The sequence below is a fragment of the Sporosarcina sp. P2 genome (genome assembly GCF_002743255.1).
Taxonomy (GTDB): Bacteria; Bacillota; Bacilli; order Bacillales_A; family Planococcaceae; genus Sporosarcina.
In genome coordinates this window covers 36941-55543 of the sequence record NZ_PDYY01000005.1, presented here as the reverse complement: position 1 = coordinate 55543, position 18603 = coordinate 36941, and the positions used below count along the sequence as shown (strand labels likewise).

The window sequence follows — 18603 nt, the reverse complement described above, 5'->3', positions numbered from 1 at the left end:
TCGTAGAAAGGTCAAAAGATCGATGTTGGTTCACGGTTAATCGACATGACCAAGCCATCTTTTGCCCAACTTGTTTTGTAGTGTTTCAAAAGTTGTTGCAGAACCGGTATAAGTGCGGGTTCACGTTTGTATTTTATCAAACATTGGTATCGATATCTATTGTTGAGACGACTGATAGCAGCTGCTGTCGGTCCAATGATGACTGTGCCTTGTGATAGTCGCTCCGCCATAAATTCAGTGCCTTTGTGTGCATAGTCAGCTGCTTTTAATACATCTTCATGACTAAACTGTACAACCGTCACGTAATAGTACGGTGGATAACCAAGTTGTCTTCTTCTATCCATTTCCATTTCGTAAAAAGGTACAAAATCTTGTGTTTTGGATAATTCAATTGCGTAGTGCTCAGGATCATATGTCTGAATGACTACTTCACCAGGTAATTGATCACGACCGGCCCTACCACTCACTTGCGTCAATAATTGGAATGTTTTCTCGGCAGCGCGGAAATCGGCCAAATGGAGAGATGTGTCAGCTGCCAATACGCCTACTAAAGTTATACGCGGAAAATCCAGTCCTTTGGCTATCATTTGTGTTCCAAGTAAAATATCTGCTTTTCCTTCACCAAAATCATATAGCAAACGTTCATGGGCACCTTTTGTATTCGTCGTATCGATATCCATCCGTATTACGCGGGCTTCAGGTACCAATTTATATAATTCTTCTTGCGCTTTTTGTGTTCCTGTTCCAAAAAACCGAATATGCTCGCTTGTACATTCCGGACATTCGGAAGGTACCGGTTCTTCATGGCCACAATAATGGCATTTTAAACTTTCACTGGCACGGTGGTACGTCAATGAAATATCACAGTTTGGACATTCGACAACTGTTCCGCAATCACGGCAGAGAACGAAGCTCGAAAACCCACGTTTATTAAGCAGCAGGACAATTTGTTCTTTCCTTGCTAATCGTTCGCGAATCCCTTCAGCAAGCGCTACAGAAAACATCGAACGGTTTCCTACTTTTAGTTCTTCTCGCATATCTACCACTTCAACACTTGGCAAAGATTGGTTTTTGGCTCGTTTGGATAATGTTAATAATGAATACACCCCTTTGGAAGCCCTAGCATAAGACTCCAATGACGGTGTCGCACTTCCTAATATAACAGGACATTGATAGTATTCAGCACGCCAAATCGCTACATCACGTGCATGATACCTGGGTGACTCTTCCTGTTTATAGGTAGTCTCGTGTTCTTCATCGAGAATCAATAATCCTAAATTCATGAAGGGAGCAAATACTGCTGAACGTGCACCAATTGCAACTTTCACTTCACCACGATGGATTCGGCGCCATTCATCATACTTTTCGCCCGCAGATAAACCGCTATGCAAAACCGCAACTAATTCCCCAAAACGCCCTTTAAATCTAGCCGTCATTTGAGGTGTCAATGCGATCTCAGGCACTAGCACAATCGCTTCTTTCCCTTGCTTCAACACGTGATCGATAGCCTGTAAATAAACTTCCGTCTTACCACTTCCTGTAATACCATGAAGTAAAAAGGTTTCCTGAATATTGTTGTCACTCGACTGTTCAATAGCGGAAAGGGCTACTTGCTGTTCGTCTGTTAGTTGTTCCGGCTTGCCACTATCTTGCATTTTGGGTGTTTCTAATTCTCGGTACACTTCCACTTGCGATTGTTCTACTATCTCTTTATCTACAAGTGATTTCAATACAGTAGCGGTAACTCCGGATTCATCGAGGATTTTACTCGCTTCTATTGTTTCTGTCGGATGCTGCAACAGCCAACGAAGTAGTTCTTGTTGTTTTTTTGCATTTGGATGTACTTCTTCTAACGCCATTTCAAGTTGTTTCGCATCCGGCACATGAATCATTCGCACTTTTTTCATTTTGGTTTTCTGTTTGATCGCCGTATCAATTTCGACAATTCCTAGTTTATTATATTTCTTTACTTCATTTAATAAATTCGCATCTTGAAGTGCTTTTAAGGTGATTTGTTTGCGATTGCCTAAAAACGCGCGGAATGATTCATCAAGCTCATCTGGTTTGATGACAGTCATAATCTTTTCATATTTAGCACGCATAGCTGCTGGTAACATGACTTGCAGTGCATCGATTTCATAGGCGATCGTTTCCGTTGCCAACCATTTCGACAAAGCTAATAATTCCGCAGACAGCACCGGCTCTAAATCTATAATCTCCGCGAGCGGTTTAATTTTATTTTGGTCTAGTTGGCTTTCTACTTTGATACCCGTCACATAGCCTGCTACTTTTCGTGGACCAAAAGGTACTTTTACCCGTAAACCCGGCTCCATCACATGTTCCCAATCGATAGGTACTACATAATCAAATGGCCGGTCAATCGGATAGGCCGCTACATCTACAATGACTTCAGCAATCATGCAGTTTACTACTTTCATGCTGAAGGATGGTTTCAAATAACCGTTCGGCCAGTTGAGTTTTTGGCATGGCGGCAAAAGGAATAGTTTCTCCTTCTCTAGAAATCAATGTCACAACATTTGTTTCACTGCCAAATCCGCCACCAGGATCCGTGACATCATTGACGATAATATAATCTAGATTTTTAGATTCTAATTTTTTCTGTCCGTAGGCAATCGCATCCGTCGTTTCAGCTGCAAAGCCAATTAGCAATTGATTTTCTTTGCGTTTTCCAAGTGTTTTTAGGATGTCAGTCGTCCGCTCTAATTCCAGTACATCATCGCCATCTTTTTTCTTCATTTTTTGATCATGTATGTTTTTCGGTCGATAATCTGCAACAGCTGCCGATTTTACTACAATGGACGCATCATCATACTGACTGATTACAGCATCGAACATTTCAGCAGCACTTTCTACATGGATCACATGGACGCCTGATGGAACCGATAGCTCGACCGGTCCTGAAATGAGTACAGTCTGTGCACCCAGCTTCTGTGCTGCCTCCGCCATTGCGTAGCCCATTTTGCCACTTGAAAAATTAGATACATAGCGGACAGGATCTATACGTTCACGAGTCGGACCAGCTGTAATCACAACTTTTTTACCACATAAAGGTTGATAAGATCCTTCATTAAAATGCTTGCAAATTAACTCCGTAATTTTTTCGGGCTCTTCTAAACGCCCCTTACCCACATAACCGCAAGCTAAAAAACCTTCTGACGGTTCGATAAACTGATAGCCATCCCTATGCAATTGATCTATATTACGCATGACAGCGGGATGGGCATACATATGTACATTCATTGCAGGCGCAATCCAAACGTCTGCTTGTGTTGCAAGTAAAATAGTCGTTACCATATCATCTGCAATTCCGTGTGCAAGCTTGCCAATTACGTTAGCTGTTGCAGGCGCAACGACTACTAAATCTGCCCAGTCTGCTAAATCAATATGCGCAATGACACGGGAATCTTTTTCATCAAATGTATCAAAATACACATCGTTTCTTGACATGACTTGAAAGGATAATGGCTGAACAAATTCTTTCGCAGAATCAGTCATCACAACTTTTACATTCGCGCCTGTCTGACTTAATTTGCTGACGAGTGCAACAGCTTTATAAACCGCAATACCACCTGTTACGCAGAGTAAAATATTTTTATTATCTATCTTCATGGAACTCTCGTCCTTTCTAAAAATAATAAACTCCCTGAGAACGGTTGAATTCCAAGGGAGTTGTTTTTTATTTCAAATCAAACTTCGTCTTCATAAATAATTGATTCATCTGCTGCTATGTTGATTAAGACGCCCGCTGCCACTTCTTCAAGAGCCCTACCAACACTTTTTACTGATCGGTATGAATGAAGTGATTCGTTCTGTTTTTCTTGTAGTTCACGTGCGCGCTTAGCTGCCAGTGTAACCAGAGTGTATTTAGAATCAACTTTTCCTTTTAGTGAATCAACTGATGGATATAACATAGTTTATTCTCCCTCCAACATTTGTAAGTATCTCATTTCCACACGTTCTCTTCTGCAATGCTCTGCCGTAACAATTGCATTGATTCGATCACATGCTTTGGAGACCTCGTCGTTCTCTACTACATAATCATACAGATGCATCATTTCGAGTTCTTCTCTTGCTTTTAATACACGGTCTGCAATGATGTCAGATGCTTCCGTACCTCTCCCAATCAAACGAGTTTCTAGATCACTTAAACTTGGAGGTGCTAAGAAAATAAATAGGCCGTTTGGTACTTTTTCACGCACTTGGGCTGCACCGACTACTTCAATTTCAAGGAATACGTCACGACCAGCGTCGAGCGTTGCGTTAACGTAGTCGAGTGGAGTTCCGTAGTAGTTCCCTACATATTCCGCATATTCGAGAAGCTTTCCTTCTCCGATCATTTCTTCAAATACTTCTTTTGATCGGAAGAAATAGTCAACGCCGTCAACTTCACCTTCGCGCGGGTTTCTAGTAGTCATGGATATGGAGTATTCGTAGTTGGTGTCCGGACTTGTAAATAATTCTTTTCGTACGGTTCCTTTTCCGACGCCGGATGGACCAGAAAGGACGATTAGGAGTCCTCGATGTTTGTACATGTAATCCCTCTTTGTTATGTATTCATTAGCACGTCATACCTAACTATAACCTATACACCAGACAATTAAAGCAGATAGCACCGTTGATTTCCGTTCCAGGTGGGACGCTTTCCGCGGGCATGGCTTGAGCCTCCTCGTCCGCTTCGCTACCTGCGGGGTCTCAAGGCTCATGCTCATAACGCTTCGCTTATAATCGCAGAAGTAATTGCTATTCCCGCAGGAGTCGCCCACCTGAAACGAAAATCAACTAGATATCCTATATTTTTAAAATTGAAAGAAGTATTAATACAAAATTGTCTGATTAGACTACGTAGGCCCATGTGTGCAATCTGTTCATATTATACCATAATCATACGATGAGTGCTAAAATGGAACAAAACGATATGAAAGAGGAATCCGTATGGCATTTGATGGTTTATTTACAAGAGCAATAGTAAGCGAATTGCAGCAACTGAAGACGGGGCGGATTTCGAAGATTCATCAGCCGAATTCACAGGAAATCATTTTTCAAGTCCGAGCTAATAATAAAAATCATAAATTATTAGTATCGCTACACCCTTCATTTTCACGATTACAGTTGACTGATGAAGTGTTAACGAATCCTTCTGAGCCACCGTTGTTTTGTATGGTATTACGCAAGCAACTTGAAGGTGGAATGATTACATCAATTGAACAGCATGAGAATGACCGGATTGTGAATATTCACGTCCAGGCTCGAAACGAATTGGGGGACCAAATCGAACGGAAGCTAGTCATTGAAATCATGGGGCGACACAGTAACTTAATTTTACTCGACGCTTCACGAGATATGATTATTGACAGTATGAAACATTTACCGCCTTCCGTTAATAGTTACCGGACTGTTTTACCTGGACAGCCATATATTCCAGCACCACCACAAGACAAAGTAGACCCGTTCAAAGTAACCGAGACGGAATTCAATACAATAGTAGATTCTTTACAAGAACCAAAGGATATTGTACAGCATTTCGCAGGCTTTTCTCCATTAACAGCTGCGGAATTGCTATATCGTTTACAGGATGATAATCAATCATTTACTGTGTGGCGATCATTTCTTGAGAGTTTCAGCTTACGTACAATGAAACCCACTACCGTGGAAAACGATAGAAAAACTTTGTTTTCCGCAACTGCATTAACCCATGCACAAGGAATCACTCAATCGTTCTCCACTTTAGGTGAGTTGCTGGACAAAGTCTATTTTGCTAGGGCAGAACGGGAACGCGTAAAATCCCAAGCTATCGATCTAGAGCGTTGGTTATCAAATGAGATTGCCAAATTGGAAAACAAAACAAAGAAACTTCAAAAAGAACAAGAGACAGCGCAAGACTTGGATACATTGAAATTATACGGTGAATTATTGACTGCGAACAGCTACATGCTGCATAAAGGCGATAAAGAAGTGACTGTAGAGAATTATTATGAACAAGGCACAACCGTCACAATTCCACTCGATCCAAGAAAATCACCAATTGATAACGCACAACGCTACTTCTCGCGTTACTCAAAAGCAAAAACAGCATTGATTCGAATTGCAGAACAGCTTGAAAAAACTAAAGACGACATCGAATACTTCGAAATGGTCAGACAGCAAGTATATCAAGCTTCACCAATCGATATTGAAGAAATTCGTCAAGAACTAGTAGAACTTGGGTTCATGCGTGCTCGTAGAAGTAAAAAGAAAGTAAAACTACAGAAACCGAAACCGGAAGCATTCGTTTCTTCCACTGGCATTCCGATCTCAGTAGGGAAAAATAACAAACAAAACGACTACCTGACATTCAAACTTGCCGCTCGGGATCACATATGGCTTCACACAAAAGACATACCAGGCTCACACGTCGTCATTCACGACACCGATCCAGACGTCCAAACAATTGAAGAAGCAACCGCACTCTCTGCATACTTCAGCAAAGCCCGGGAATCATCTTCCGTCCCAGTCGATTACACGCAAATTCGTCATGTGAAAAAGCCTTCAGGAGCAAAACCAGGCTTCGTCATTTACTTTGAACAGAAAACTGTGTTCGTTACACCTGACGAAGATTTAGTACGTAAATTACGGAAATAATGCACTGTATGGCTATATGTTTTGAACATCTTAAGACAGAAGTGAATTCCTTTTATTATAGGTTTCTGTTCTGTCTTTTTTCTTTAAAGATGCATCATCGTTCCACATTAAAAAATGACCCCAGTTGATCGAAAGTGGAAGGCGGCGAGTGCAAAGATGTGCTCCTAACACTACGCTTTTACTCGCAAAAGTCGTTCTACGTGACGGCTCTTCCCGCGGGAATAGCAATTACTTCTGCGATTATAAGCGAAGCGTTATGAGCATGAGCCTTGAGACCCTGGACTGATGCCCGCAGGAAAGCATCCGCCTGGAACGTCGATCAACGTTGCCCAACCACTCACCACTCTTTCTTCTAGAAAGCAAAACGGCTCCCATTACGGGAACCGTTTTTATTTATTTACTTACAGCGTGCCAAGCTTCAACTTCGTATGCCATTCCATCAATTCATTCATAGACTCTTCCTTAACCGCGCCTTCTTCCTTCGCTACTTCAGCAAGTGCCGCAAAGTTTGTCAAGCTATGATAAGAAAGATTCGCCTCCGCAAACTTCTCGTCAGCCTTTTGCAACTCATATGTAAAGATTGAGACAATCCCACATACTTCCACGTCCTCTGCAATCAATGCATTCGCTGCATTTAAGCTACTTCCACCAGTCGAGATTAAATCTTCAATAATAACAGCCTTCGCATTCGCCTCAATTTTCCCCTCGATTTGACGGCTCTTGCCATGTGCTTTAGCTGTAGATCGGATATAAACCATAGGCAATTTCAAAATATCTGCAACCCACGCTGCGTGGGGGATGCCTGCCGTCGCCGTTCCTGCAATTACAGTAGTTTCAGGATAATGAACGCGGATCAATGCCGCAAGCCCTTCAGCAATTTCTTTACGCCCTACCGGATCTGCCATTGTCAAGCGGTTATCACAGTAGATAGGTGACTCGATCCCAGAGGCCCAAATGAACGGCTCTTCTGGATTAATTGCTACTGCTCCTACATTTAAAAGGATTTGTGCAACTTCTTTTTCTCTCGTCATGATGTCATTCCCTCCCACAATGTCTTTACATGTTCATATGCTTCAAGCGGATTATCAGCTCCTGTAATGGCACGGCCCACTACGATATGTGTAGAGCCTTCCTGTCTTGCTTTTGCTGGGGTGGCCACGCGCTTCTGGTCGTGGACATCACCTTGTGCCATGCGAATGCCAGGTGTCACTTTGAAGAAATCCTTGCCGCATACTTCTTCAATAATTTTCGCTTCCTGTACTGAACAAACCACGCCGTCCAACTGTGCGGATGAAGCCAATTTTGCGTAATGCTCCACAGATTCACGAAGCGGTACACGAATTAATTGTTCTTCGTTTACTTGTCGTTCATCTGTTGACGTCAGTTGAGTCACAGCAATTAATGCAGGACGCTGAACTCCCACAGCAGTTCCAGCGTCAAGTCCTTCAAGTGCCGCTTCCATCATTGTCTTCCCGCCAGCCGCATGTACGTTGACCATATCTACTTCAAGTGAAGCCAATACTTTCATTGCCGATTTTACCGTATTCGGGATATCATGCAATTTCAAATCTAAAAAGATGGAATATCCCTCTTCTTTCAATCGTGCAATCATAGCGGGGCCTTCTTTATAGTACAATTCCATTCCTACTTTGACATTGACTGAGTGATCAAAGGCTTGTAAGAAATCGAATGTCTTTTCAGCTGAATCAAAATCTAATGCGATAATTGGGGAGTGGTTCATACACGATGGCTCCTTCCAACTAATTCAGAAATATGATCGATTCCTAGTTCATCCAATTTAGCAGGTAGTTGCTCGATTATTGTTGGACAAATAAATGGGTCAACGAAGTTCGCTGTACCTACTGCTACTGCACTTGCGCCGGCAGACATAAAGTCCACAACATCTTGTACACATGTTACGCCACCCATTCCAATGATTGGAATATTAACCACTTGGCTTACTTCATAGACCATGCGAATCGCAACTGGCTTAATTGCAGGTCCAGATAAGCCGCCTGTTTTGTTCGCAATCACCGGCTTACCTGTTTTTTCATCTAGACGCATGCCAACCAATGTATTAATCATCGTAATTCCATCTGCTCCGCCTGCTTCTACCGCCAATGCCATCGCTTTAATATCCGTGACATTCGGTGATAGTTTCACATACACAGGAACAGATGAAACAGCTTTTACAGCCGCTGTCAGTTCTTTTGCTATTTCAGGATCCGTTCCAAACAGGATCCCGCCACATTTGACGTTTGGACAAGAGATATTCAATTCGAGCGCATGCACGTTTGATGCTTTTGAAATTTGTTTCGCCACTTCAACGTAATCTGCAGTTTCAGATCCCGCAACGTTCGCTATAATTGGAACATCGAATTTCTCTAACCATGGTAATTCATTAGTCAACACGCCTTGAAGCCCAGGGTTTTGAAGACCGATAGCATTTAACATCCCTGAAGCAGTTTCAGCTACACGTGGTGTAGGGTTACCATAACGCATTTCTTCCGTTGTCGCTTTAATCATGATAGCTCCGAGCTGGGACAAATCGTACAGATTACCGTACTCCTTACCAAAACCGAAACAGCCAGATGCAGGCATAATGGGATTTTTCAATTCGAGTCCTGGCAATGTAACCGCTAATCTATTCATATCTGCACCACCCCTGCTGGAAATACTGGTCCATCTGAACATACTTTGACATATGCCTGATCTGTCGCATTTTCATTCGTATGACAGACGCAAGCAAAACAAGCACCGATACCGCAACCCATACGTTGTTCAAAAGATAAGAATCCTTTTTTATGCACATACGCTTTTTGTACGGCATCAAGCATCGGCATAGGTCCACAACTATAAAACGTTTCGAAGTCATGAGATAATTCACTCATGACGTTTGTAACAAAGCCTTGTGTACCGTTACTGCCATCCACTGTTGCTATATATGTTTCGCCTAAAGCAGCAAATTCTTCTTCATAGAAAACTACTTGATCCGATTCGAAACCCAGTATGTGAATGCATTTCACGCCTTTTGTTGTTAGCTGTTTTGACAATTCATAGAGTGGGGGCACGCCGATCCCGCCACCAATCAATACAGCTGTTTGACCAGCCGTTGTTTCTTCAACTGGGAAGCCATTTCCTAGAGGTCCTAGTACATTAACTGTATCTCCCTTACGTTTTTCAGATAAGAACGATGTACCTCGACCCTCTGCGCGATAAATGATGGTCATTTCATTTTTCTCGGGATTAATTTCAGCAACTGAAATTGGACGTCGCAATAATGGTTCAAATGAATCCGACACTCGGATATGGACAAACTGGCCCGGAGAAGTAATTTCTCCGACCAGCTTGCCTGTTAATTTCATCTCAAAAATGTTTTTCGCAATTTCCCTCTGTGATCCGACAGTCATTAAATCTTGGATGATCATTGAACCACCTGCGGCTGTGGCATTGCATCCGTCTGGAATGTCATGGACTCGATTACGGATAACATCGCGGCAGCTGTATCAATCGAAGTTAAACAAGGAACACCATTCTCCACTGTTTCGCGGCGAATTCTAAAGCCATCTCGTGCGGGTTGTTTTCCTTTAGTCAATGTGTTGATGACCAATTGTGCTTGTCCTTTTTGGATCACATCGATCAACGTCGGACCTTCTGTGCCAATTTTACCTACTGTTTTCACTTCGATATTTTCTGCTTCGAGTACTTTAGCAGTACCTTCTGTTGCCACAATACGATAGCCAGTTTCAATGAAACGTTTTGCAATATCTACAATTTCTTCTTTATCTTTATCGGAAACTGTCATTAACACGGTACCGTATTCTTTTACTTCCATTCCTGCCGCTACTAAGCCTTTGTACAATGCTTTCTCCAATGTTATATCTTTACCCATTACTTCACCTGTTGATTTCATTTCAGGCCCGAGTGTAATGTCTACACGACGAAGTTTTGCGAAAGAGAAGACCGGTACTTTGACATAGACGCCTGCTGGTGCTTCTGCAAGTCCGTCGGTATAGCCTTGTTCTAAGATGGATTTCCCCAAGATAGCTTGAGTTGCGACATTTGCCATCGGGATATTCGTTATTTTACTTAAGAATGGTACTGTACGGCTAGAACGCGGGTTCACTTCGATTACATACACCTGTCCTTCCGAAATAACGAACTGGATATTCATTAAACCACGAATTTTAAGCCCAAGAGCCAAACGTTTCGTATAGTCAGCAATCGTTTCGATCATGGACTGTGAAAGGTTTTGCGGAGGATAGACTGCAATTGAGTCACCTGAGTGAACGCCTGCACGTTCGATATGCTCCATGATGCCAGGTATCAAAACTGTTTCACCGTCGCAAATTGCATCGACTTCAATTTCCGTTCCTGTTAAGTAACGGTCGATCAATACCGGATGTTCAGGACTAGCTTTTACCGCGTTCTCCATGTATTGAAGTAATTCCTCTTCATAGTAGACGATTTCCATTGCACGGCCACCTAGTACATATGACGGGCGGACTAAGACTGGATAGCCAATTTCTTTTGCAATAACGACTGCTTCTGGAACTGATAAAGCGGTCTTTCCAAGTGGTTGTGGCACACCAATTTCATGCAAAGCACTCTCAAATTTATCACGATTTTCCGCACGGTCAATATCTTCAAGTGATGTACCAAGAATTTTTACTCCGCGTGCTTCCAATTCATCAGCCAAGTTGATCGCTGTCTGGCCACCGAACTGTACGATGACGCCTTCAGGTTGCTCAAGATCTACGATATGCATGACGTCTTCAATTGTTAACGGTTCGAAGTACAACTTATCAGAGATCGAGAAGTCCGTCGAAACTGTTTCAGGATTGTTATTGACAATGATCGCTTCATAACCTGATTGTTGTATAGCCCATACACAATGCACTGTCGCATAGTCGAACTCTACACCTTGCCCAATTCGGATTGGACCTGAACCTAAAACAATCACGCTCTTCTTATCCGTTTTTACAGATTCATTTTCGTCTTCGTACGTACCATAGAAGTACGGTGTATCTGATTCATATTCCCCAGCGCATGTATCCACTTTCTTATAGACAGGAACTAATCCTTGTTGTTGTCTCCAGTCGTATACATCACGTTCTGTAGTCTTCCATAACTTCGCAATCGTCACATCTGGGAAGCCAAGACGTTTTGCTTTATAACCAATGGCTGTATCGTATGGATTCTCTTTCAATATCTCTTCATAACGAACGATATTTTCGAATTTACGCAAGAAGAATAAATCGATTGCGCTCCATTCATGTAATGTTTCAATTGTTACACCGCGACGTAATGCTTCTCCAATGAAGAATAGACGCTCGTCGCCTGCCTTGCGAATTCGTTGTTCGATCCATTCATCAGACATTTCATTTCCACCTGGAAGTGACAAATCGAATTGACCTGTTTCCAATGACCGAACAGCTTTCATGATGGACTCTTCAAATGTACGGCCCATCGCCATTACTTCCCCTGTCGCTTTCATCTGTGTACCCAAGTTACGCTTCGCTGATTCAAACTTATCGAAAGGCCAACGTGGAATTTTAGTGACTACATAGTCCAGTGTCGGCTCAAAGCAAGCATACGTATTACCTGTTACCGGATTCATCATTTCATCCAACGTCAATCCGACAGCAATTTTCGCCGCTAGTTTTGCAATTGGATAACCCGTTGCTTTGGAAGCTAATGCAGATGAACGACTAACACGCGGGTTCACTTCAATAATGTAATAATCAAAGCTATGTGGATCAAGTGCTAGCTGTACGTTACAGCCACCTTCGATTTTTAACTCACGAATGATGTTTAACGATACGTTACGAAGCATCTGGTTTTCACGGTCCGTCAACGTTTGGCATGGCGCCGTTACAATAGAATCTCCTGTATGAATACCGACAGCATCGACGTTCTCCATATTACAAACGACAATTGCATTATCTGCTGAGTCACGCATTACCTCATATTCGATTTCCTTGAAGCCTGCGATGGATTTCTCTAGAAGACACTGTGTAACTGGGCTATATTTCAAACCACTTGCTACGATTTCTTCTAAATCTTCATCATTGTGACAAATTCCTCCACCTGTACCACCTAGCGTGAATGCAGGACGAACGATAACTGGATAACCAATTTCATTGACGAATGCATAGGCTTCATCAATATTATGAATGATTTCACTGTCTGGAACAGGTTCACCCATTTCATTCATTAATGTACGGAACAAATCACGGTCTTCCGCTTTATGAATCGCATCCAGCTTAGTACCCAAAATCTCAATTCCTAATTCGTCTAGGATCCCTGATTCATGTAATTCAATAGCCATGTTTAAACCAGTTTGTCCGCCTAACGTCGCAAGTAGTGCATCCGGGCGTTCTTTACGGATGATGCGGCTAACGAATTCAAGTGTGATGGGCTCGATATATACTTTATCTGCCATTTCTGTGTCAGTCATAATGGTTGCAGGGTTAGAGTTGATAAGAATAACTCGGTATCCTTCTTCTTTAAGAGATAAACAGGCTTGTGTACCTGCATAGTCAAATTCTGCTGCTTGTCCAATTACAATCGGACCTGAACCAATCACGAGGATAGATTTTATGTCAGTACGTTTAGGCATTAGTATTCTCCTTTCGGTTGCTTGCAGTCATCAATTGAATAAAACGTTCGAATATATAGCTAGAATCTTGTGGCCCTGGTGAAGCTTCCGGGTGGAACTGAACAGTAAATGCTTCTAGCTTCTCACTTCGAAGCCCTTCAATACACTTATCATTCAATGCAATATGTGTCACTTCGAGACCCGTTCCTGCTAAAGAGTCTTCAAGTACTTCATATCCATGACTTTGTGATGTGAGATCGGTACGATTCGTAATCAAGTCTTTTACTGGATAGTTGCCGCCAATATGACTGTTCTTCATCTTCGCCGTTTTCGCACCGCATGCTAGTGCGAATAATTGATGACCAAGTCCGATACCGAAGATAGGCTTCTTGCCTAGTAATTCTTTGATAGTTTCGACTGCCCCTTCTACATCCTCAGGGTTTCCTGGTCCATTTGATAATAAAATACCATCTGGGAACAATGCTAATATTTCTTTTGCCGATATATCATAAGGTACAACGATGACATCGCAATCTTTTTTATTTAATTCGCGTAAAATGCCATGTTTAATGCCATAGTCAATAACGACGACACGCTTACCTAAGCCTGGGGATGGATATGGACGTTTTGTAGATACTTTCGCAACCAAATCTTTTGGCAGTTCGTATTGTTGAAGTTCTGCAACAGTTGAATCGGTATCGATCTCTTCTCCTGCAGCTGTTAATTTACCGCGTAGCGCACCTTTTTCACGTAATAGACGCGTTAGTTTACGAGTATCAATCTCCTGGATACCTGGGATTCCTTTTAATATTAACAAGTCTCCTAGTGACATGCCGCTCCGGAAATTTGAAGGCTCTTCTGTTAGCTCTCTAACGACTAAGCCGTTGATTGCTAAGTCGATAGATTCATAATCGTCTCGGTTAATTCCGTAGTTACCGATCAATGGATACGTCATTACGATAATTTGTCCACAACCTGAAGGACTTGAAATTGTCTCCTGATAGCCTGTCATACCTGTTGCAAATACCGTTTCCCCTATCGAAGCACTTTCTGCTCCGAATGCTTTTCCTTCAAAAATGGAACCGTCTTCCAATACTAAGTATCTTTTTGTCATCATTGACCATCCTTCCATACGATGTTCCCACCGAAAATTGTCATTACAGGCCATCCAGCGCATTCTACTCCGTCAAATGGTGTGTTCTTACCTTTTGAAACAAATGTCGTACGATCGATTTTTTGTTGCTTTTCTAGATCCAGTAATACGAGATCTGCTTCAGCTCCTACTTCAAGCTTACCGTATGGCAAGTTGAACACTTCGGCAGGTTTTACTGTCATCCAGTCAAGAAGTTGTTTGAGTGTCCAATATCCTGGCTTTACGAAGTTTGTATATAGTAAGGGAAATGCTGTTTCTAATCCTGTGATGCCGAATGGTGCTTTTGCAATACCTACTGCTTTTTCATCTGCTGTATGCGGTGCGTGATCGGTTGCGATACAGTCCAATGTCCCATCCATCAAGCCTTCACGTAATGCATCGCGGTCTTCGATGGCGCGTAGTGGCGGATTCATCTTCCAGTCCGCATCGTCTCCGGGTACATCATCTTCTGTTAATAACAAATGGTGGGGGCTGACTTCTGCTGTCACATGAATACCAGCTTTTTTTGCGTCACGGATTACGCGAACTGATTCTTTCGTGCTAACATGACAAACGTGGTAATGTGCGCCTGCCGCTTCTGCTAGTAAAATATCTCGTGCAATATGTACGGATTCTGCAATAGAAGGAATTCCTGGTAGTCCAAGTTCTTTATTACGTTTCCCTTCATGCATTGCCCCACCATAGATTAGTGTGTTGTCTTCGCAGTGTGCCACAATAGCCATATCGATCTTCGCTGCTTCTTGCATTGCTTCATACATCATGCCGGCTTCTTGTACACCTACGCCATCGTCCGTGAACGCAAATGCGCCGTGTTCTTTTAATTCAGACAGATTGGTACGTTCTTTTCCCGCTTCTCTGATGGTGATGGACGCATAAGGGAGCACACGAATCTTAGCATGATCTTTAATTAATGTGTTGATTTTTTCAAGATTTTCTTTTGTGTCTGGTACTGGACGTGTATTCGGCATTGGACAAATGGTTGTATATCCGCCTTTTGCAGCTGAATGGGTACCTGTTTCAATTGTTTCTTTATGTTCTCCACCCGGCTCGCGCAAATGAACGTGTACATCGATGAACCCTGGTGATACAAGTAACCCTTTTCCTTCAATTACTTCACATCCGGCTGTACCTAGTTGATTACCAATTTCCAAAATCTTTCCGTCTGCAATTTTAATGTCCGTTTCGACGATCTGGCCTTCCTCGTTTACCATTTGCACTTGTTGAATTAACGTGTTCATATTACTTCCGCCCCTTCAAAATAAGTTCTAGAACAGCTGCCCGAATATAGACGCCGTTTTCTACCTGTTTAAAAATTCGTGATTGCGGACTCTCTATTAAACTATCCGCTATTTCTACATCACGATTCACTGGAGCAGGATGCATGATGATTGCACCTTTTTTCATTCTTGCAGCCCGTTCTATAGTGAGACCATATTGCTCATGATAAGCAGCTTTCGTATAAGCCATCTCTGTATTGTGACGCTCATGTTGTACGCGAAGCAGCATAACGACATCACTCGTTTCAATCACTTCATCCCAGTTGTCAACACTGTCGAATTCTCCTGCCCATTCCGGTGGGCAGAGGAACGTGACTTCAGCTCCGAGCTTCCGCAAAGCTTCCGCATTTGAGCGAGCTACACGACTGTGGGCGATATCCCCCGCAATCAATACTTTCAGTCCTGCAAAATGTCCGAATTCTTCTTGAATCGTGAAGATGTCGAGCAAAGATTGTGTCGGATGCTGACCTGATCCGTCTCCTGCATTAATGATGGCAACATTCGTACGTTTTATCAATTCTTCATAGAAACCATCGGCTGGATGACGAATGACTAGAGCATCCAACCCAATTGCTTCCAACGTCCTAATCGTATCATACAAAGATTCTCCTTTTAAAGTACTCGAGAAACTCGTCTCAAAAGGAATGATTTGCGCGCCTACTTTACGTTCTGCCATTTCAAAACTCGTTTTTGTTCTCGTACTAGGTTCAAAAAACAAGTTGCAGACGGTATATGTTCCAGGCAATTCCCTGAAGCCCAGCCGCTTAAAAATCGCTGCCCTATCGAGTATGAGCATGATCTCTTCAACTGTCAGGTCTTTCATTGAAACTAAATGTTCCATCAGATGTTCCTCCTTCACGAAATGCAAGTAATTCATGCACGAACTGCTTTTTTTCTATTCTTCCCGATCCATCAAAGTATCATCTGTTTTACCTGGCAACACGAGATTTAACAGAACGCCGACAATTGCTGACAGTGCCATACCGCCGATTTGGAATGTTTCACTTATATTGACAGTCGCTCCACCGATTCCGATGACTAGGATGATGGACGCGATAACTAGATTTCGTTGATTATCAAAATCGATCTTGTGGTCGATAAGCATCCGTATTCCTGATGAAGCGATGATACCGAACAACAGAATGGATATCCCCCCAAGTACTGCTGTAGGAATCGTAGCGATCAACGCCATAATTTTGCCTATGAAGGAGAAGAGTATCGCAAATACCGCAGCCCCCATGATCACATACACACTATAAACCCGCGTGATAGCAAGTACACCGATATTTTCTCCATACGTAGTTTTAGGTGGTCCTCCGACTAGTCCACTCATAAGCGTGCCCAGTCCATCACCAAGCAATGATCTGTGTAATCCAGGACTTTCAATATAATTGCGATCTACTACTTTACCTAGTACCAACTGGTGTCCTATATGCTCAGAGATCGTGACAATCGCTATTGGCACCATAATGATCAGAAGTGTCGGTGTTACGACAAATTCATAATCCACACCAGGAATCAGCATCTCCGGTACCGCAAACCACTTGGCTTCTACAACTTTGCTGAAATCTAGAATACCGATGAACGCAGAGTAGATGTACCCCACTACGATTCCTATAAGTACTGGCATCAAGCTGATAATTCCTTTAAAGAACATTAAGCAAAATACTGCAGAAGCAAGTGTTACTAGAGCCGCCGAAAAGTGTAAGCCGCTATAAACATCCGCTCCGTCAACATTGATCGTGCTGGCCATATTTACGGCTGTCGGTGCGAGCGCCAATCCAATCACCATTATGACCGGTCCCACAACGATGGGTGGCAATAATTTCATGATCCAGTTATAGCCTGTTTTATAAATCAGTAACGATATAATCGCATAGACCAATGCTACGAACATACTACCTATCATTGCACTGCCGATACCGCCAGATTGCGTCGCCATCTGAATGGGTACAATAAAAGCGAATGAAGAGCCTAGATAGGCCGGAACTTGAAACTTCGTCACAATAATAAATACAATGGTTGCAATCCCACTCGTTAATAGCGCAATAGCAGGGCTTAAGCCTACTAATTGTGGTACCAAGATTGTCGCGCCAAACATAGCGAACATATGTTGCAAACTCAGTACCAGCCAACGAATAGGTTGCGGTTTTTCATGTACATCCAATACTTTTACACTCATCTATCATTTCTCCCAGCTTTTTATAATGTGCGTGTGTGAATCTTGACTCCATCCGTTCCATCTTTTTCGATCATACTGACTACTACCCGTTCTTCATTTGAAGTCGGGATATTCTTACCAACAAAATCTGGACGAATCGGTAGTTCTCGATGACCTCGATCTACTAAGACAGCCAGCTGTATGGAAGAAGGTCTTCCCAAGTCCATAATGGCATCTAGTGCAGCACGAACCGTTCTGCCTGTATACAGAACATCGTCTACCAAGATGACTTTTTGATCCGCTACATTATGTTCGATATCGACTTGTTGTACAAATGCTTCTCCTTGCTGATTCTTTAATTGAAGATCATCCCGGTATAATGTGATATCCAATTCACCGGTTTTGATAGGTTTACCTTCGATTAGTTCAATCTTATCCGCTAAGCGTTTAGCTAAGATGGCCCCTCTTGTTTTAATGCCAACTAGGATGCAGTGATCAATGCCTCGATTTTTTTCGATAATTTCATGGGCAATACGTGTGACCGCCCGCGTGATGGCTTGTTCGTCTAGTATTTCTGCTTTTTCCGTCATATCAATAAGTCCCCTTTCTCTCTTACCTTTTTCCATAAAAAAACCCTCCAGTCAGAGTAGACTGGAGGGCGGACGTGCAGAAAAAAGCATACATCGATACTTACCGCAGTAAGTTATCTTGTAATTCCGTGCAACCTTCCCAGCCTCACAGGACTGACGTTAAAGGTATCGCTATTCAATTG

Annotated in this window: 15 protein-coding genes; 1 reads left to right on the top strand and 14 read right to left on the bottom strand. The window is 42.6% G+C overall.

All coding sequences use genetic code 11. The features are described from left to right. Positions 1 to 11 precede the first annotated feature (11 nt). From priA to gmk, 4 genes are all read right to left on the bottom strand, one after another. Positions 12 to 2420: a primosomal protein N' gene (gene priA / locus CSV67_RS06955; RefSeq protein WP_099630876.1), complete on the bottom strand. Its 2409-nt coding sequence runs from the start codon at positions 2418 to 2420 to the stop codon at positions 12 to 14. Further along, a complete protein-coding gene (coaBC, locus tag CSV67_RS06950) occupies positions 2410 to 3630 on the bottom strand; it encodes a bifunctional phosphopantothenoylcysteine decarboxylase/phosphopantothenate--cysteine ligase CoaBC (protein ID WP_099630875.1) in 1221 nt (406 codons plus the stop codon). Before coaBC ends, priA begins: the two co-directional genes overlap by 11 nt. 77 nt (positions 3631 to 3707) lie before the next feature. Beyond that, entirely contained in the window at positions 3708 to 3932 is a 225-nt protein-coding gene (gene rpoZ / locus CSV67_RS06945; RefSeq protein ID WP_099630874.1) for a DNA-directed RNA polymerase subunit omega, read from the bottom strand. A gap of 3 nt (positions 3933 to 3935) precedes the next feature. Next, positions 3936 to 4553, bottom strand: a complete 618-nt coding sequence (gene gmk, locus CSV67_RS06940) for a guanylate kinase (protein ID WP_099630873.1) — start codon at positions 4551 to 4553, stop codon at positions 3936 to 3938. Positions 4554 to 4953: 400 nt separating this feature from the next. On the opposite strand from gmk, the gene CSV67_RS06935 reads away from it, so the two are divergent. After that, positions 4954 to 6639, top strand: a complete 1686-nt coding sequence (locus tag CSV67_RS06935; protein WP_099630872.1) for an Rqc2 family fibronectin-binding protein — start codon at positions 4954 to 4956, stop codon at positions 6637 to 6639. Positions 6640 to 7040: 401 nt separating this feature from the next. Here CSV67_RS06935 and pyrE read toward each other — a convergent pair whose 3' ends face one another. The 10 genes from pyrE to pyrR are packed head-to-tail and all read right to left on the bottom strand — an operon-like array spanning position 7041 to position 18421. After that, positions 7041 to 7670 carry an orotate phosphoribosyltransferase gene (gene pyrE, locus CSV67_RS06930; RefSeq protein ID WP_099630871.1) on the bottom strand — a complete coding sequence of 210 codons (630 nt, stop codon included), beginning with the start codon at positions 7668 to 7670 and terminating at the stop codon, positions 7041 to 7043. Continuing rightward, positions 7667 to 8380: an orotidine-5'-phosphate decarboxylase gene (gene pyrF, locus CSV67_RS06925; RefSeq protein WP_099630870.1), complete on the bottom strand. Its 714-nt coding sequence runs from the start codon at positions 8378 to 8380 to the stop codon at positions 7667 to 7669. Before pyrF ends, pyrE begins: the two co-directional genes overlap by 4 nt. After that, positions 8377 to 9291, bottom strand: coding sequence for a dihydroorotate dehydrogenase (locus tag CSV67_RS06920; protein WP_099630869.1), 915 nt, complete (start codon positions 9289 to 9291; stop codon positions 8377 to 8379). Before CSV67_RS06920 ends, pyrF begins: the two co-directional genes overlap by 4 nt. Then, positions 9288 to 10067 carry a dihydroorotate dehydrogenase electron transfer subunit gene (locus CSV67_RS06915; RefSeq protein ID WP_099630868.1) on the bottom strand — a complete coding sequence of 260 codons (780 nt, stop codon included), beginning with the start codon at positions 10065 to 10067 and terminating at the stop codon, positions 9288 to 9290. The genes CSV67_RS06920 and CSV67_RS06915 overlap by 4 nt, the downstream gene beginning before the upstream one ends. Beyond that, positions 10064 to 13261: a carbamoyl-phosphate synthase large subunit gene (gene carB / locus CSV67_RS06910; RefSeq protein ID WP_099630867.1), complete on the bottom strand. Its 3198-nt coding sequence runs from the start codon at positions 13259 to 13261 to the stop codon at positions 10064 to 10066. Before carB ends, CSV67_RS06915 begins: the two co-directional genes overlap by 4 nt. Further along, positions 13254 to 14354: a carbamoyl phosphate synthase small subunit gene (locus CSV67_RS06905; protein ID WP_099630866.1), complete on the bottom strand. Its 1101-nt coding sequence runs from the start codon at positions 14352 to 14354 to the stop codon at positions 13254 to 13256. Before CSV67_RS06905 ends, carB begins: the two co-directional genes overlap by 8 nt. Then, entirely contained in the window at positions 14354 to 15631 is a 1278-nt protein-coding gene (locus tag CSV67_RS06900) for a dihydroorotase (protein WP_099630865.1), read from the bottom strand. Before CSV67_RS06900 ends, CSV67_RS06905 begins: the two co-directional genes overlap by 1 nt. Position 15632: 1 nt before the next feature. Further along, entirely contained in the window at positions 15633 to 16511 is an 879-nt protein-coding gene (locus CSV67_RS06895; protein ID WP_099630864.1) for an aspartate carbamoyltransferase catalytic subunit, read from the bottom strand. 54 nt (positions 16512 to 16565) lie between these two features. Further along, positions 16566 to 17852, bottom strand: a complete 1287-nt coding sequence (locus CSV67_RS06890; RefSeq protein WP_099630863.1) for a uracil-xanthine permease family protein — start codon at positions 17850 to 17852, stop codon at positions 16566 to 16568. 20 nt (positions 17853 to 17872) lie between these two features. Continuing rightward, positions 17873 to 18421, bottom strand: a complete 549-nt coding sequence (gene pyrR, locus CSV67_RS06885; RefSeq protein ID WP_099631026.1) for a bifunctional pyr operon transcriptional regulator/uracil phosphoribosyltransferase PyrR — start codon at positions 18419 to 18421, stop codon at positions 17873 to 17875. Positions 18422 to 18603 lie beyond the last annotated feature (182 nt).

Bases quoted from the DNA above. Each gene is read 5' to 3' on its own strand.
- CSV67_RS06905 (WP_099630866.1), bottom strand. From the start codon at position 14,354: ATGACAAAAAGATACTTAGTATTGGAAGACGGTTCCATTTTTGAAGGA.
- CSV67_RS06915 (WP_099630868.1), bottom strand. From the start codon at position 10,067: ATGATCATCCAAGATTTAATGACTGTCGGATCACAGAGGGAAATTGCG.
- CSV67_RS06935 (WP_099630872.1), top strand. From the start codon at position 4,954: ATGGCATTTGATGGTTTATTTACAAGAGCAATAGTAAGCGAATTGCAG.
- priA (WP_099630876.1), bottom strand. From the start codon at position 2,420: ATGATTGCTGAAGTCATTGTAGATGTAGCGGCCTATCCGATTGACCGG.
- pyrR (WP_099631026.1), bottom strand. From the start codon at position 18,421: ATGACGGAAAAAGCAGAAATACTAGACGAACAAGCCATCACGCGGGCG.
- pyrF (WP_099630870.1), bottom strand. From the start codon at position 8,380: ATGAACCACTCCCCAATTATCGCATTAGATTTTGATTCAGCTGAAAAG.
- gmk (WP_099630873.1), bottom strand. From the start codon at position 4,553: ATGTACAAACATCGAGGACTCCTAATCGTCCTTTCTGGTCCATCCGGC.
- carB (WP_099630867.1), bottom strand. From the start codon at position 13,261: ATGCCTAAACGTACTGACATAAAATCTATCCTCGTGATTGGTTCAGGT.
- CSV67_RS06900 (WP_099630865.1), bottom strand. From the start codon at position 15,631: ATGAACACGTTAATTCAACAAGTGCAAATGGTAAACGAGGAAGGCCAG.
- CSV67_RS06895 (WP_099630864.1), bottom strand. From the start codon at position 16,511: ATGGAACATTTAGTTTCAATGAAAGACCTGACAGTTGAAGAGATCATG.
- pyrE (WP_099630871.1), bottom strand. From the start codon at position 7,670: ATGACGAGAGAAAAAGAAGTTGCACAAATCCTTTTAAATGTAGGAGCA.
- CSV67_RS06890 (WP_099630863.1), bottom strand. From the start codon at position 17,852: ATGAGTGTAAAAGTATTGGATGTACATGAAAAACCGCAACCTATTCGT.
- rpoZ (WP_099630874.1), bottom strand. From the start codon at position 3,932: ATGTTATATCCATCAGTTGATTCACTAAAAGGAAAAGTTGATTCTAAA.
- CSV67_RS06920 (WP_099630869.1), bottom strand. From the start codon at position 9,291: ATGAATAGATTAGCGGTTACATTGCCAGGACTCGAATTGAAAAATCCC.
- coaBC (WP_099630875.1), bottom strand. From the start codon at position 3,630: ATGAAGATAGATAATAAAAATATTTTACTCTGCGTAACAGGTGGTATT.